The sequence below is a fragment of the Streptosporangium vulgare genome, assembly GCF_042428775.1.
Lineage (GTDB): Bacteria > Actinomycetota > Actinomycetes > Streptosporangiales > Streptosporangiaceae > Streptosporangium > Streptosporangium vulgare.
Map to the genome: position 1 here is coordinate 115,958 of NZ_JBHMBS010000009.1, position 14,999 is coordinate 130,956.

The 14,999-nt window shown below is 70.8% G+C and carries 16 protein-coding genes; 11 read left to right on the forward strand and 5 right to left on the reverse strand.

The window, feature by feature from the left end:
- The first annotated feature begins 75 nt into the window (after positions 1–75).
- The 7 genes from rpsO to ACFFRH_RS20350 all read left to right on the forward strand — a co-directional run bounded on the left by rpsO (position 76) and on the right by ACFFRH_RS20350 (position 7,153).
- Positions 76–345, forward strand: a complete 270-nt coding sequence (gene rpsO / locus ACFFRH_RS20320) for a 30S ribosomal protein S15 (RefSeq protein WP_030904195.1) — start codon at positions 76–78, stop codon at positions 343–345.
- A 320-nt stretch (positions 346–665) separates the two neighbouring features.
- A complete protein-coding gene (locus ACFFRH_RS20325) occupies positions 666–3,011 on the forward strand; it encodes a polyribonucleotide nucleotidyltransferase (RefSeq protein ID WP_344745464.1) in 2,346 nt (781 codons plus the stop codon).
- A complete protein-coding gene (locus ACFFRH_RS20330) occupies positions 3,011–4,324 on the forward strand; it encodes a M16 family metallopeptidase (protein ID WP_344745506.1) in 1,314 nt (437 codons plus the stop codon). Before ACFFRH_RS20325 ends, ACFFRH_RS20330 begins: the two co-directional genes overlap by 1 nt.
- Before the next feature lie 91 nt (positions 4,325–4,415).
- Positions 4,416–5,153, forward strand: coding sequence for a 4-hydroxy-tetrahydrodipicolinate reductase (gene dapB / locus ACFFRH_RS20335; protein WP_344745465.1), 738 nt, complete (start codon positions 4,416–4,418; stop codon positions 5,151–5,153).
- A gap of 246 nt (positions 5,154–5,399) precedes the next feature.
- Positions 5,400–5,576 carry a hypothetical protein gene (locus tag ACFFRH_RS20340; protein WP_344745467.1) on the forward strand — a complete coding sequence of 59 codons (177 nt, stop codon included), beginning with the start codon at positions 5,400–5,402 and terminating at the stop codon, positions 5,574–5,576.
- A complete protein-coding gene (locus ACFFRH_RS20345) occupies positions 5,545–6,084 on the forward strand; it encodes a GNAT family N-acetyltransferase (RefSeq protein ID WP_386158615.1) in 540 nt (179 codons plus the stop codon). The genes ACFFRH_RS20340 and ACFFRH_RS20345 overlap by 32 nt, the downstream gene beginning before the upstream one ends.
- A gap of 367 nt (positions 6,085–6,451) precedes the next feature.
- Positions 6,452–7,153 carry a hypothetical protein gene (locus ACFFRH_RS20350; RefSeq protein ID WP_386158618.1) on the forward strand — a complete coding sequence of 234 codons (702 nt, stop codon included), beginning with the start codon at positions 6,452–6,454 and terminating at the stop codon, positions 7,151–7,153.
- Between the two features lie 87 nt (positions 7,154–7,240).
- Here ACFFRH_RS20350 and ACFFRH_RS20355 read toward each other — a convergent pair whose 3' ends face one another.
- From ACFFRH_RS20355 to ACFFRH_RS20365, 3 genes are all read right to left on the reverse strand, one after another.
- Positions 7,241–8,110, reverse strand: coding sequence for a 1,4-dihydroxy-2-naphthoate polyprenyltransferase (locus ACFFRH_RS20355; protein ID WP_344745470.1), 870 nt, complete (start codon positions 8,108–8,110; stop codon positions 7,241–7,243).
- A 25-nt stretch (positions 8,111–8,135) separates the two neighbouring features.
- Positions 8,136–8,747 (reverse strand): GNAT family N-acetyltransferase, encoded by a 612-nt coding sequence (locus ACFFRH_RS20360; protein ID WP_362677609.1) that lies wholly within the window; start codon positions 8,745–8,747, stop codon positions 8,136–8,138.
- 132 nt (positions 8,748–8,879) lie between these two features.
- Positions 8,880–9,440, reverse strand: coding sequence for a CGNR zinc finger domain-containing protein (locus ACFFRH_RS20365; RefSeq protein ID WP_344745473.1), 561 nt, complete (start codon positions 9,438–9,440; stop codon positions 8,880–8,882).
- Positions 9,441–9,602: 162 nt separating this feature from the next.
- Between ACFFRH_RS20365 and ACFFRH_RS20370 the strand changes: the two genes are divergently transcribed.
- The gene (locus ACFFRH_RS20370; RefSeq protein WP_344745475.1) at positions 9,603–9,908 is read left to right on the forward strand and encodes a hypothetical protein; all 306 of its coding nucleotides are present in this window, start codon (positions 9,603–9,605) and stop codon (positions 9,906–9,908) included.
- 126 nt (positions 9,909–10,034) lie between these two features.
- On the opposite strand, the gene ACFFRH_RS20375 is transcribed toward ACFFRH_RS20370, so the two are convergent.
- Positions 10,035–11,432, reverse strand: a complete 1,398-nt coding sequence (locus tag ACFFRH_RS20375) for an aminotransferase-like domain-containing protein (protein ID WP_344745476.1) — start codon at positions 11,430–11,432, stop codon at positions 10,035–10,037.
- 121 nt (positions 11,433–11,553) lie between these two features.
- Here ACFFRH_RS20375 and ACFFRH_RS20380 point away from each other — a divergent pair, with 121 nt between their 5' ends.
- Both ACFFRH_RS20380 and ACFFRH_RS20385 read left to right on the forward strand, forming a co-directional pair.
- Positions 11,554–12,486 carry a DMT family transporter gene (locus ACFFRH_RS20380; protein ID WP_386158624.1) on the forward strand — a complete coding sequence of 311 codons (933 nt, stop codon included), beginning with the start codon at positions 11,554–11,556 and terminating at the stop codon, positions 12,484–12,486.
- 195 nt (positions 12,487–12,681) lie between these two features.
- Positions 12,682–13,704 (forward strand): hypothetical protein, encoded by a 1,023-nt coding sequence (locus tag ACFFRH_RS20385; protein ID WP_344745479.1) that lies wholly within the window; start codon positions 12,682–12,684, stop codon positions 13,702–13,704.
- 74 nt (positions 13,705–13,778) lie between these two features.
- Here ACFFRH_RS20385 and ACFFRH_RS20390 read toward each other — a convergent pair whose 3' ends face one another.
- On the reverse strand, positions 13,779–13,988 hold the full coding sequence (locus tag ACFFRH_RS20390; protein WP_386158627.1) for a hypothetical protein: 210 nt from the start codon (positions 13,986–13,988) through the stop codon (positions 13,779–13,781).
- A 298-nt stretch (positions 13,989–14,286) separates the two neighbouring features.
- Here ACFFRH_RS20390 and ACFFRH_RS20395 point away from each other — a divergent pair, with 298 nt between their 5' ends.
- Positions 14,287–14,952 (forward strand): YoaK family protein, encoded by a 666-nt coding sequence (locus tag ACFFRH_RS20395; protein WP_344745481.1) that lies wholly within the window; start codon positions 14,287–14,289, stop codon positions 14,950–14,952.
- Positions 14,953–14,999 lie beyond the last annotated feature (47 nt).

Genomic DNA, 14,999 nt, shown 5'->3' on the forward strand with positions numbered 1-14,999 from the left:
CCACGGCGACTGTAGGCACGCACGGTCGTTCGGGGAGCCGGAATTGCGCGTGCCCGCAGAGGTTCAAGGAGAAAAGTGTCGCTCGACACCGCAGCAAAGAAGCAGATCATCGGTGACTACGCCAAGGGTGAGACCGACACCGGTTCCCCCGAGGTGCAGATCGCGCTGCTCAGCAAGCGCATCAGCGAGCTCACCGAGCACCTGAAGGTGCACAAGCACGACCACCACAGCCGTCGTGGCCTGCTGCTGCTCGTCGGCCGCCGTCGCCGGCTGCTGAAGTACCTGCAGAGCAAGGACATCGCGCGCTACCGCTCGCTCATCGAGCGCCTCGGCCTGCGCCGATAGTGTCATGAGGGAGTGGCGTTCGCGCCGCTCCCTCATCTCATACGGGGTGGTGTCGGCGCGTCGCGCCACGAAGACGCCGCCCCGGTGAGCAAAACTGAATAGCCGAGACAGTGCCCCGCGTCCGCAAGCAAGCGCGCCCCACGGCGTCGGAGGGCCGGTCCTCGGTAGTGGCCCCCGGTCATCTTGGCACAAGCCATACGGAACCGGGCGCTTCGATCGAAGACCGGCGCTGCACCTACGGGGAGCCGGCAACACGACGAACCAGGCGCGACACGTGCGTCTGGCCGGACGCGGGCGACCGATCCACAAGGAGGTCCCCCGTGGAGGGTGTCCACAGCAGCGAAGCCGTCATCGACAACGGCTCATTCGGCACGCGTACCATCCGGTTCGAGACCGGGCGGCTCGCGCGCCAGGCGGCGGGTTCCGCCGTCGTCTATCTCGACGACGACACGATGGTCCTCTCCGCGACCACCGCGTCCAAGAATCCCAAGGAGAACCTCGACTTCTTCCCCCTCACGGTGGACGTCGAGGAGCGAATGTACGCCGCGGGCCGCATTCCCGGCTCGTTCTTCCGGCGTGAGGGCCGTCCCTCCGAGGACGCCATCCTCACCTGCCGCCTGATCGACCGGCCGCTGCGCCCCTCGTTCGTCAAGGGCCTGCGCAACGAGATCCAGGTGGTCGCCACCGTCATGGCGCTCCACCCCGAGCACCTGTACGACGTCGTGGCGATCAACGCCGCGTCCCTCTCCACCCAGCTCGCCGGGCTGCCGTTCTCCGGCCCGATCGGCGGCGTCCGCGTCGCGCTGATCGAGGGCCAGTGGGTCGCCTTCCCGACCAACACCGAGCTGGCCAGCGCCACCTTCGACATGGTGGTCGCGGGCCGCGTCCTCGCCGACGGCGATGTCGCGATCATGATGGTCGAGGCCGAGTCCACCCGCGACACGCTCAAGCTGGTCGCCGAGGGTGCCGTGGCGCCGACCGAGGAGACCGTGGCCCAGGGCCTCGAGGCCGCCAAGCCGTTCATCAAGGTGCTGTGCGAGGCGCAGGCCAAGGTCGCGAAGGTCGCCGCCAAGGAGACCGCCGAGTACCCGCTGTTCCTCGACTACCAGGACGACGTCCTGGAGGCCGTGACCGGCTCGGTGCGCAGCGAGCTCGCCGCCGCGCTGACCATCGCCGGCAAGCAGGAGCGCGAGGCCGAGCTCGACCGGGTCAAGGCCCTGGTGCTGGAGAAGGTCGGCCCCGACTTCGAGGGCCGCGAGAAGGAGATCGGCGCCGCGTTCCGGTCGCTGACCAAGAAGCTCATGCGCGAGCGCGTCATCGCCGAGGGCGTCCGCATCGACGGCCGCGGCGTCAAGGACATCCGGCAGCTCAGCGCCGAGGTCCACATCGTGCCCCGGGTGCACGGCTCGGCGCTGTTCGAGCGCGGCGAGACCCAGATCCTGGGCATCACCACGCTCAACATGCTCCGCATGGAGCAGATGATCGACACGCTCAACCCCGAGCGCACCAAGCGCTACATGCACAACTACAACTTCCCGCCCTACTCCACCGGTGAGACCGGCCGGGTGGGCTCGCCCAAGCGGCGCGAGATCGGTCACGGCGCGCTCGCCGAGCGGGCGCTCCTGCCGGTGCTGCCGGCGCGCGAGGAGTTCCCGTACGCGATCCGCCAGGTCTCCGAGGCGCTGAGCTCCAACGGCTCGACCTCCATGGGCTCGGTCTGCGCCTCGACGATGGCGCTGCTCGACGCGGGTGTCCCGCTGAAGGGCATCGTCGCGGGCATCGCGATGGGCCTCATCAACGAGGGCGACCAGTACGTCACGCTGACCGACATCCTCGGTGCCGAGGACGCCATGGGCGACATGGACTTCAAGGTCGCCGGCACCAAGGACGTCATCACCGCCCTCCAGCTCGACACCAAGCTGGACGGCATCCCGGCCTCCGTGCTGTCGGCCGCGCTGCGGCAGGCGAAGGGCGCCCGCCTCGCGATCATCGACGTGATGCAGGAGGCCATCGACTCCCCGGCGGAGATGAACGCGACGGCCCCGCGCATCATCACGATCAAGATCCCGGTGGACAAGATCGGAGAGGTCATCGGCCCGAAGGGCAAGATGATCAACCAGATCCAGGACGACACCGGCGCCGAGATCACCCTGGAAGACGACGGAACCATCTACATCGGCGCCACCGACGGCCCGTCCGCCGAGGCGGCCCGGTCGGCGATCAACGCCATCGCGAACCCGCACATGCCGGAGGTCGGCGAGCGCTACCTGGGCACGGTCGTCAAGATCGCCGCCTTCGGCGCCTTCATCTCCCTCATGCCGGGCAAGGACGGCCTCCTGCACGTCTCCCAGATCCGCAAGCTGCACGGCGGCAAGCGCATCGAGAACGTCGAGGACGTCATGAACGTCGGCGAGAAGGTCCAGGTGGAGATCGCCGAGATCGACTCGCGCGGCAAGCTCTCCCTGGTGCCCGTCGAGGTCATCGAGAAGGAGGCCGCGGCCAAGGCCGAGTCCGGCGACACCGAGGCGTCGGCCGCCCCGGCCGCCGAGGCGTCCGCCGACGAGCGGCCCCGCGAGGAGCGGCCCCGCCGCACCCGCACCCGCAGCAGCAACAGCGGTGGCGGCGGCAACCGTGGTGGCGGCGGAGGGGAAGACCGCAACTCGTGATCACCACCACTCTGCACCCCGGCAAGGACGGCGCCGGGGTCGTGAAGCGCACCGTCCTTCCCGGTGGGCTCCGGGTGGTGACCGAGTCCATGCCGACCGTGCGTTCCGTCGCGGTCGGCATGTGGGTCGGCATCGGATCGAGAGACGAGTCCCCCCAGTACATGGGCTCCTCCCACTTCCTCGAGCACCTGCTGTTCAAGGGCACGCCCACGCGGGACGCCCTGGAGATCTCCGCGGCCATCGAGGGCATCGGCGGCGAGATCAACGCGTTCACCGCCAAGGAGTACACCTGCTACTACGCGCGGGTCCTCGACGAGGACCTGCGGGTGGCGATCGACGTGCTCGCCGACGTGGTGACCTCCTCGCTCATCAGCGAGGAGGACGTCGAGGCCGAGCGTGGCGTGATCCTGGAGGAGATCGCCATGCACGACGACGATCCCTCGGACGTGGTGCACGAGCAGTTCTCCGCCGAGCTGTACGGTGACACGCCGGTCGGCAGGCCGATCCTCGGCACGGTCGACTCGATCACCGCGGTGAGCCGCGACCGGATCGCCGAGTACTACCGGCGCTACTACCTGCCCACCCACACCGTGGTGTCGGTGGCGGGCAACGTCGACCACGAGCAGGTGGTGGCGCTGGTCGCCGCGGCCTACGAGCGGGCCGGGGCCCTGGGCGGGGACGCCTCGCCGGTGCCCCCGCGCGTGTCGGGACCCGGCGTCGAGCTCCGCTCCGGCACGCGGGTGGTGCACCGGCCGACCGAGCAGGCCAATCTGGTCCTCGGCACGACCGCGCTGACCCGCACCGACGAGCGCCGCTTCGCGCTCGGCGTGCTCAACGCGGCGCTGGGCGGCGGCATGTCCTCGCGGCTGTTCCAGGAGATCAGGGAGAAGAGGGGCCTCGCCTACTCGGCCTACTCCTACACCTCCGCCCTCGCCGACACCGGCCAGTTCGGCATCTACGTCGGCTGCCTGCCGGCGAAGATCGACGACGTGCTGAAGATCTGTCGCGAGGAGGTGCTCCGCGTGGTCGCCGACGGCATCACCGAGGAGGAGATCGTCCGCGGCAAGGGCCAGATGCGCGGCGGCCTCGTGCTCGGCCTGGAGGACACCGGTTCCCGGATGTCCAGGATCGGCAAGGGCGACCTGGTCTTCGACGAGCTGCTCTCGGTCGACGACCTGCTCGGCAGGATCGACGCGGTGACCCCGGAGCAGATCGCCGAGGTGGCCCAGGACGTCCTCACCCGCCCGATGTCCCTCGCGGTCATCGGCCCCTACGAGGAGGACCGGGACTTCAGCGCGGTCGTCACCGGCTGACGGTCCCGCACGGCTCCTGTACGAGCGGCCCCGGCGTTCCCACGCCGGGGCCGTCCGTCGTCCCGGGGCCCTTCGGTATAGCCTTGGGCCCGTGATCAGGGTTGGAGTTCTCGGCGCCCGAGGGCGCGTCGGTGTCGAAGTGTGCAGGGCCGTCGAGGCGGCGGACGATCTGGAGCTGGTCGCGGCCGTCGACCAGGGCGACCCGATCGAGGGGCTGGCAGGCGCCGAGGTGGTGGTCGACTTCACCCACCCCGACGTCGTCATGGGCAACCTCGAATGGTGTGTCTCCCACGGCATCCACCCGGTGGTCGGCACCACCGGCTTCGACGCGGGACGCCTGGCGACCGTGCGGGGCTGGCTGGACGCCAACCCCGGCGTCAACGCGCTGATCGCCCCCAACTTCGGCATCGCGGCCGTGCTCATGATGCACTTCGCCCAGCAGGCGGCCCGTTACTTCGAGTCGGCCGAGATCGTCGAGCTGCACCACCCCAACAAGGCCGACGCGCCCTCGGGCACCGCCCGCCGTACGGCCGAGCTGGTCGCCGAGGCGCGGCGCAAGGCGGGGGCGGCGCCGATGCCCGACGCCACCAGCACGGAGCTCGACGGGGCGCGCGGCGCCGACGTCGACGGGGTCCGCGTGCACGCGGTGCGGCTGGCCGGGCTCATCGCCCACCAGGAGGTCATCCTGGGCGGCGACGGCGAGATCCTCACCATCCGCCACGACACCATGAACCGCTCGTCGTTCACGCCGGGCGTGCTCCTGGGCGTGCGCCGGGTGCGCGAGCTTCCCGGCCTCACCGTCGGCCTGGAGCACCTTCTCGACCTCTAGCGCGTGACCCAGCCGGTCCGCCGCACCGCGCCGGAGACCGCTCGGCGGCCGGCGGGTGATCCCTCCGGGGCCGCCGACGGTATCGGTGTCACCGCGCTGAGGACGGTTCGGCGGTCGGCGCGTGAGCCCTCCGAGCCCGCCGACGGCACGGGTGTCACTCCGCCGGAGAGCGAAGTGTCACCCCGCCGGGTCCGCTGCCACGGCCGTCTCCGGAACCCCGGGTCCGGCGCCGCTCGTTGCCTGACCATGACACCTTCGGAGCTCGCCTGCCCGCTCTGTCACGGCACCGCGTTCCAGCAGGAGCAGGGCAGGCTCGACAGCCGCTGGGGCATCACCTCGCACCGGTTGACTCTGATGATCTGCGAGCGGTGCCGCTATATCCTCCAGTTCTATGACAAGCACTCCATCTTCGACTTCGACTGAGGTTCGCCGGGCGCGGCCGGAGGAGCTGGCCGGGCTGGCGGCGGTGGAGCTCGCGGCAGACGGAGTTTTCGCCCAGGTCGGGATCACCTTCCCGCCGGGGACCACGATGATCGAGGAGGTCGACGACCCCTCCCGAGTGCTCGTCGCGGGCGACCCGCCGATCGGGTTCGCCCTGTTCGGCCTGGTCGACGGGCAGGTCCACCTCGACCAGCTCGCCGTCCACCCCGACCACGGGCGCAGGGGGGCCGGTGGGAGCCTGCTGGCGGCCGTCTGCGAGCACGCGGCCTCGACCGGCTTCGCCGCCGTGACGCTGACGACCTACCGCGACGTGTCCTGGAACGCGCCCTGGTACGCCCGGCGCGGCTTCTCCGTGCTCGACCCCGCCGAGTGGGGTCCCGAGATGGTCGAGCTGGTGCGCCACGAGCGCGAGCTGGGCATCGAGATCGCCCCCCGCGTGGTGATGCGCAGGATCGTGGAGGAAATGATCTCGCACTCCGGTCCCGAGTGAGACCCGAGATGTCCGGGAGCCCGGCCGGATCGGGGCTCGCGGGGTTCGGCCGTCGTTTGACGTCCTCGTACGGGATGGGCGCGTCCTTCGCGCACACCCTCGCGAATCTCCTGACGCGGTGATCTCTTTCACCGTGGCCGGTCGACGTGGCCGGACGGCGCGGCGGGCGGTGCCCGAAGGCGATATCGCTGGACACCCATGCCTTTCGGCAGTACCTCTGGAACGGAACCTCCATTGACGACGATGAGAGGGAACAAACATGACTCGCTCCTCCTTTCGCGGTCCTGTCCGGCGGCCCCCGCACGGCTCTCCGGCGAAAGGCGTCTGGTCGAGACTCGCCGTCTCCCGGAAGTGGGCGGTAGGGATCGTGACAGCCGCCGTCACGGGAGTCGCGGTCACGGGGGTGACGGCGCTTCTGAACGCCGGTGTCGACACCGTGGCGGACAGGGCGGGCGCGGTGCCCTTCAGCTGGACAACGAAGATCATTGAGGACCCCTGTGGGGGAGCGAGCAGGGAATTCGTCCTCCCAAGGCTTCCTCCGCGACCCGACGGGAGTGCCAACGGAGTCGCCGCGTCGGTGGTCGAGAACGCGCCGGATGGCCTGCACACCGAATTGGTGATCACTTTTCAGGGCAACAGCGGCACCGCTGTCGTCCTTGAGGCATTGCACGTCGAGATGGTGAAACGGGCGAAGCCGGAGGGCGTCGCGGTTGAAAGGAAAGGCGACTGCGGTGGCGGGATGACTCCCAGGTCTTTCGCCGTCGATCTGGACCGGCCACGGCCGCGAGTGTCCCCGGTGCCCGGGGAGAGTCTGGGATCGCCGATCCCCGCGGTCGACTTCCCGTTCCGGATCTCGGATTCCGATCCGGAGGTCTTCCGCCTCACGAGCAGGACCGCCGCCTGCGACTGCCGGTGGCGGCTCGTGGTCGACTGGGCGAGCGGCGGAAAGAGAGGCAGGTCCGTCATCGACGCGGAAGGAGAACCGTTCCGGACCGTGGGGACGGATGCCCTGCCCTACTATTCCAACGACAGGCTGCGGACCCCTCATGCCTGGTCGCGGCGCCGCTGAGACAAAGGGGCGCGGAGACGTGTGTTCCGGCCCCGATCCAGGGACGCCAACGCTCCGGTGTTTCCCGCTGAGCACCGAGCGGGCGTGTCAGAGGGCGAGGCCGATGGTGAGCAGCAGGCCGTACACGAGCTGGAAGCGGCCCGTCTGCTGGAGGGTGGCGATGAGCGCGGGACCGGTCGTGCCCGCCCGCACGGCCTTCACCGGGGCGACGGCGAGCGGGGCGGCGAGCAGCGCCAGTGCCGCGAACGGCTGCCACAGCGCCAGCACCGGCGCGATCACCAGGGGCAGGACGAGGCAGAGGGTGTAGAGGACGCGGGTGCGGTGGTCGCCGAGCACCACGGCCATGGTGCGCTTGCCCGCCGGTCCGTCGGTGACGATGTCGCGCAGGTTGTTGACCACGAGCATCGCGCAGGCCAGCAGGCCAGCCGGGACGGCCGCCGCCACCGCGAGCCAGGGCAGGTATTCGAGCTGGACGTACGTGGTGCCCGCCACCGCCACCAGGCCGAAGAACACGAAGACCGAGACCTCGCCGAGCGCCCGGTAGCCGTACGGGCTGGAGCCGCCGGTGTAGAACCAGGCCGCGGCGATCGCCAGCGCGCCGACCAGCAGCAGCCACCAGGCCCCGGTGACCACGACGAGCACCAGCCCGGCCACCGCGGCGGCGAGGAAGCAGGCGAGGGCCGCGGTGAGGACCTGGCGGGGCGAGGCGGCGCGTGAGCCGACCAGGCGCATCGGGCCGACCCGGTCGGAGTCGGTGCCGCGCACCCCGTCGCTGTAGTCGTTGGCGTAGTTGACGCCCACCTGGAGGGCGAGGGCCACGAACAGGGCGAGCAGGGCCCGCCACCACACCCCTCCGCCGTATCCGATCGCGACTCCGGTGCCGACGGCCACGGGGACGACGGCGGCGGGAAGGGTGCGCGGACGTGCTCCGGCGATCCACTGGCTCGGGGTGGCCATGGGCGTGCGAGGTTCCTCTCCGGCTCTAGCTGATGTCGGTCGCCAGGCGGATCATCCGCACCGTACGGCCCATGTCGATGACCCGCTCGGCCCCGTCGGCGCCCCACCCGGCGGACTCCAGGAAGCCGAGCACCGCGTAGTTGTCGGCGAAGACCCAGGTCACGATGGTGTGGTAGCCGTCGTCACGGAGGTAGTCGACCGTGGCGTTCAGCAGCCGGCTGCCGTGTCCGCGCCGGACGTGGTCGGGGTCGATCAGGAACGTGAGCATCTCCCCGGCGGTGGTCGGGTCGAGGTCGGGGTCCTCCGCCGGGGCGTGTGAGGCCAGGCCGGCGACCTTCTCCGCGCCCTGCAGCGCGGCCATCGCCTCGATGCCGCCGGGACCGAGCGCCGGGAAGGCGTCGGTGTCGAGGACGACCTGCTCCACGGCGACCAGCACGCGGTGCCGGCGGCTGGGCGGCGAGGTGATCGCGTCCTCCCACTGCTGGCGCCACATCTTCTCGGCCGCCGGGCCGGTCATCTGCTCCAGCGGTCCTTCGGGAAGGAAGTCCCGGTAGCCGTACTTCCACGCGCGGATCTGGGTGCCCGTCACCGCGGCGACATCCTCGTGCCGAGCCGCCCGCACGCCTACGTCTGCCATCTCGGCCCGCTCCTTCTCTGCCGTCTGCCGTCGCCTCGGAACGCGCTGTCTCGTGGATCTCGTGCCACGCGAGCGGGCATCAGGCGGGTGGATCCGTGAGGCAGGCTCTTACACCGTATCGGGGAATCCGACTCAGAGATGACGTGAACCCGGCTCCGTCTGCCGTCGAGCCCGATATGCCCTTGTCTTCGTGCGGTTGCCGCAGACCCTCATGGAACACCACGAGCGTGAACGATTCTTGGACGAGTCGACGAACGCCCACTGACAGGTGCTCTCGGTGCAGACCTTCAGGCGCGGCCACATCCCCTCGGAATGGGCCCTCATCACGGCGGCGACGATCCCGGCCAGGCCGCCGGGCACCCCCGTCGCGACCGGTTCGAGCACCGGACCCGCGGGGGTCAGCGCGACGCGCAGCGGGAGATCGGCGAAGGGCCGCGACGGCCCGGGGCCGTGATCACCGCTGCCGGGACGGTCGTGGTTGTGGCGGAGGGCCTCGCGGAGGGCCTCGCGGAGATCGACGGCCGCCGCCAGGTCCCGCTCGTCGGCCGCGTCTCCCGGGCCGATCAGCTCCCGCCTGCCCAGCCAGGCGGTCAGCGCGGCCGGGGAGGGGATCGAGTCGGTCTCCCCCTCGACGTCGTACGTGTTCACGAAGTCGATCACCAGCTCGGAGGGGCTGCCCATGTCGTCGCTCACCTTCTCCCTCTTCGCAACCACTGTACGCCATTAGGGGGTTGTGCTCCTTTCAACACCGTCATAAGGTCATAGGTGGTGTTTCAAGGGAGGTCGTCATGTGGTACCTGGCCTATCTCGCGTTCAGGGAGACCGGCGGGCGCGCGTCGTACCGGAGGAGAGATCATGATCATGAGGGTGTGGAGAGGGTGGACCCGCGCCGAGGACGCCGCCGCCTATGAGAGATACCTGCTGGCCACGGGATACGTCGGCTACACCTCGACCGAGGGCAACCGGGGGGTGTGCTTCACCCGCCGGGACGTGGGGGAGCGGGCCGAGTTCCTGCTGACCTCGCTCTGGGAGTCGTGGGAGGCGATCGGCGCCTTCGCCGGGGACGATCCGTCGCGCGCCGTCTTCTACGACGAGGACGACCGCTTCCTGGTCGAGCGCGAGCTCACGGTCACCCACCACGAGGTCTTCGCGGCCACCTGACCGCCCTCGCGGGGGGTTCGGAGGCAGGGGGCGCCCCCGAACCCCCGCGAGGGCGACCAGGTGGTCAGGGGGCTGTCCAGGGCCTTCGCCGGGCCGCGGGGAGCCCACCCCGGGCGTGGCCGGCGGTCAGCGGGTATCCAGGGCCGTCGCCAGCCTGCGGACGCCCTCGACCAGCTCGGCCGTGTGGACGGCCGCCGAGTGGGTCACCCTGATGCGCGGGCCCGGCGGCTCGGCGGGGTAGTAGATGCGCCCGGGACTCACCAGCGCGCCCGCCCTCCCGGCCGCCTCCACCACGGCCTCCTCGTCCAGGTCCTCGGGGAGCCGTACCCACAGGTGCAGGCCGCCGCGAGGGACGAGGTGGATCCCGGCGCCGGGCATCCGGGCGGTCAGGGCGGCGGCGAGGGTGTCCCTGCGCAGCGCCAGCTCGGTGCCCAGCGTGGCCAGGTGGCGCCGCCAGGCGGGTGAGCCGACGAACTCCAGCGCCGTCTCCTGGAGCGGCCTGGCCACGAAGAACGACTCCACGAGCTGGCTCGCCCTCAGGCGCCGCGCGGCGGGGCCCCGGGCGACGACCCCGGCGACCCGCAGGCTCGGCGACAGGACCTTGGTCAGCGAGTTGATGTGCACGACCGTGCCGTGGGCGTCCAGCGCGACCAGCGGCGGCGGTACGGGGGCGGTGGTGAAGTAGCGGGCGTAGTCGTCCTCGATCACGAACGCCCCGGCCGCGCGGGCGATCGCCAGCACCTGCTCGCGCCGTTCCAGGGACAGGGTCGCGCCGGTGGGGTTGTGCAGGGTCGGCTGGCACAGGAAGACCCGCGCGCCGGTCACGGCGAACGCCTCCGCGAGCAGCTCGGGCCGCACCCCGTCGCGGTCGACGGGCACGGCCGTCGCGCGCAGCCCGGTGGCCCGCGCCGCCGCGAGCGCGCCCGGGTAGGTGGGGGTCTCGACGAGCACGGGGGTGCCGGGGGCCGCGAGGGCGCGGAAGGCGTGGATGAGCGCCGACTGCCCGCCGCTGACGATGAGCACGTCCGAGGGGGTGACGTCGCCGCCCAGCTCCTGGGCGAACCACCTGCGCAGCTCGGGAAGGCCGGCCAGCGGCGGCATCGCCCAGACGTCGGGGCGGCGCAGCGCCCGGGAGGCGGCGGCCGACAGGGCCCTGGAGGGGCGCAGGACCGGGTTGAGGTAGCCGCCGGTGAGCGGGATGACCCCCTCGGGCGGGGCGGTGAGCAGGCCGCTGACCTCGCTGTCGTCCACCACCCTGTCGCCGAGCGCCACCGTCTGCCACGACATGTCGGCGCTGTCGCCGCCCCGCGTGATCGCCGGGGCCACGTAGGCGCCGCTGCCGGGCCTGGTGATCACCCGCCCCTCGGCGGCGAGCCTGCCGATCGCGCGTGACACGGTCACCGGGCTCACGTTGTGCAGCCGGACCAGCTCCCGGCTCGACGGCAGCCGGTCGCCCGGACGGAGCCGCGACACCTCCTCACGGAGCGTGGCGGTGAGCCGGACGATACTGCTATCGTCATTCATGACTGAAAAGAGTAGCGCTATCGTACCAAATCGGATAGCGGCGGGTACGGGCTCATCGGTCTCACCGGGCCCGTTGGTCTCGTCAGCCTCGCCGGTCTCGCCGGTGGAGGTGCCGCTCGGTGTGGTGCCTCCGAGAGAGGCACGCCACGATCGGCGGCCGACCGGCGCGGTGCCGCCCGGGGCGTCGGGCAGGGCCTGGCGGGGGACCCTGCTGGCCGGGCTCGGCGTGCTGGCGTTCTCGGGGTCGTTCCCGGCGACGGTCTTCGCGATGGAGGGCTTCGACCCCTACCTGGTCGCGGTCGGCCGGGCCGCCGTCGCCGCCGTCGCGGCCGCCGTCTTCCTGCTCGCGGCCAGGGTGCCGCTGCTGCCGCCCAGGTCCCGGCTGCGGTCGTACGCCGTCATCGTGGCGGGCGTGGTGTTCGGCTTCCCCCTCTTCAGCGGCCTGGCGCTGCACGCCGGGGCCTCCACCTCGCACGCCGCCGTGGTGATCGGGCTGCTGCCCGCGGCCACCGCCGCCTGCGCGGTGCTGCGGGCGGGGGAGTGGCCCAGGGCGCTGTTCTGGGTGTCCTGCGGCCTCGGGGCCGTGTCGATCACCGCGTTCACCCTCAGCATGGGCGGCGGCCACGTCACCGGGGCCGACCTGCTCCTCGTCGGCGCGCTGCTGTCGGCCGCGGTCGGCTACACCGAGGGCGGGCGCCTGGCCCGCGAGACCCCCGGCTGGCGGGTGATCTCCCACACCCTCGTCCTCGCCGCCCCGCTGACCGTGCCGATCACCGTCGCGCTCGCGCTCACCACCGACCCGCGGCCCACCGCCACCTCCCTGGCCGGGTTCGCGTACGTCGGCCTGGTCTCGATGTTCCTCGGCTTCATCCCCTGGTACGCGGGCCTGGCCATGGGCGGCATCGCCCGCGCCGGGCAGACCCAGCTTGCCCAGCCGCTGCTGACGCTGCTGTGGGCCTGGCTGCTGCTCGGCGAGCTCTTCGGCCCGGTCACGATCGCGGCGGCACTGGCCGTCCTCGCGTGCGTCGCCCTCACGCAGCGGGCCCGTTCCTGAACGCCTTCGGGGCCGGGGCGGATCCTGTGCCGGGTCCTGAGGTGGGGCGCGTTCTGTGCCGGATCCCGAAGCGGGGCATGTCCCGTGATGAGGCCTGGAGCGGGGCGCGTTCTGCGCCCCGGATCCGGAGGTGTCCTTGAAAGACATGACATACAGGCGCAAGATGTGAAACGAAGGTGTCACAGGGGGGTGGCCATGGCGGACCTGACGATTCCCGAGGGCGGTTTCTGGCCCGCTCCCGAGATCCCGCAGCCGAACATCTATCCCATGGAGTGGCGGGTCGAGACCGGGAAACTCGCCGCCATCTACGAGAAGTCCAAGCGGACGGTCTGGAACCCGGCCGACCTGCCCTGGGAGGACCTGCGGCCGAGCGACTTCACCCACGAGCAGCGCCTCGGGATCATGTACTGGTTCTCGGTCCTCGCCAACTTCGACGCCTCGGGCCCGGCCGTATTCGCCCGCGCCACCATCCAGGCGTTCGAGAAGCACGAGGAGGACCCGGTCAGGAAGTGCTTCTTCTCGATCACCCGTGACGAGATGAACCACGAGGAGTGCTGCCAGCGCACCATCGCCAGGCTCTGGCCGGGCGGGCCGCTCGACTGGACCCCCGCCACCGACCTGGAGAAGGCCGCCCACAACAACATCGGCTGGCTGTACCACAACGGTGGCCGCTACTGGACGGGCTACAGCGGAGCCGTCGGCAGATACAGCCTGCCGGTGCTGTTCACCAGCTTCATGATGGGGGAGATGGCCGCCTCCACCCTGTTCCGGGGCATGGCCACCGGGACCAGGCATCCCGTCTTCGGCGACATGTTCCACCGCATCGGCCGCGACGAGTCACGCCACCTCCAGATCTGCATGACCATCCTGGAGAACGAGTGGCCTGGCCTCACCGACGACACCCGCTCCCTGATCACCCGCCAGCTGCGCGCGGGCTTCGTCTTCCTCTCGATGATCCTCTGGGAGCCGCCCGGCGGCTTCTGGGAGCTCCCCCCGTACTTCCTGCACAACCACCGCGTCCTGATGGACCACGCCCGCGACGCGGGTCTCGGCGTGCTCTCGTACGAGGAACAGGCGGACAACTGGCGAGTGGCGATGGCCAGGATCCGCGTCATCGTCGAACGCTGGGGCATCGAGTTCCCCGCGATCCCCGAACTCGACCTCGACGGCGTCCAGGTCGACTTCCTCGCCCCCGAGGACATCATCCCGGTGTTCTGAGCGCCTGGCCGGTGGCACACGGAAGCCCCGGCCTTCCCGGGCCGGGGCTCGCTGCTGTCCGGGTCTCGTACGGGCTACGAGGCCACGTTCTCCAGCCGCGCGACGACACGGGTGAGCAGATCGCGGATCTCGATCTGCCCGGCTTTGAGCCCGACGATGTTGTCTCGCATGACGTCGATGTTCTTCTCGATGGCGTCGGTCGAGCGCTTCATGGCGCTGAGATGCTTCTTGATCTCGGCGATGTCGGGCTCGACGGTGTTGATCCGTTCCTCGATCCGGGGCATGCGACGAAGATAGGACGATCCCCGCGAGCATGAGGCCGATTTGGAAGGAAGCGTCGCACCACCCGCCTTCGAAGGTGAGAAGCCGGGTGAAATCGCTCCGAGCTGGGAAAATGCATCATGCGCGCGACCGCATGACCCGGAGGACGGCAGATGGCCGATCAATCCCATGACTTGCCCTGAGGGCGAAGACCCCTCGACACCCGTCGGCCCACCTCCCGCGCACGCTTCCGGTGATGAGCCCGTTCCCGTACGAGCACCCGAGACGAGGTCCGTCCAGCGGCGAAGTCATGTCGCTCTCGTGCTGCTGACGCTGGCGGCGGGGGCGATGGACGCGATCGCCTTCCTCGGGCTCGGCGGTGTCTTCACCGCGAACATGACCGGGAACCTCATCCTCTTCGCCCTCGTCGGCCGTGAGGACTGGGTGCTCCACGCGCTGCGTTCCGGACTCGCCTGCGCGGGGTTCTGCGCGGGGCTTCTCATCGGCTTCACGATGCCCGGGCGTCACAAGGGGAACACGTTGTGGCCGTTGGCCGCCGTCAGGCTCCTGTGGGCCGACCTGGCCCTGCAGGTCGCCTTTCTCGCCGGCTGGGCGCTCGCCGGGGGCGCACCCGGCCCGGCCGTGATCCTCGCGCTGATCGGGGCGGGATCCTGCGCCATGGGCATGCAGGCCGCGGCGGCCCGCCGGGTCAACCTCGCCGGCATCACGGCCACGTTCGTCACGGGCACCCTCACCGCGCTCTTCGAGACCTCGGCGTCGGGCTGGTCCACCGACAACCGGCGTCGTGCCGCCATCGTCGTCGCCCTCGTCCTCGGAGCCCTCTGCGCGTCCCTGCTCCTGCGTTTCGCGCCACCCTGGGCCGGGGTGGCCGCCCCGGTCTTCACGCTTCTCGCGCTCGTCGTCGTGCACCCGCACGTGTACCGAGAACGATCGGGCCGGACCGGTTACCGAGAGGGCCGGCGGTGATTCGTGGGGTTTCCGAGGGACAAGAACGGATATTCCAGGGGGGTCGG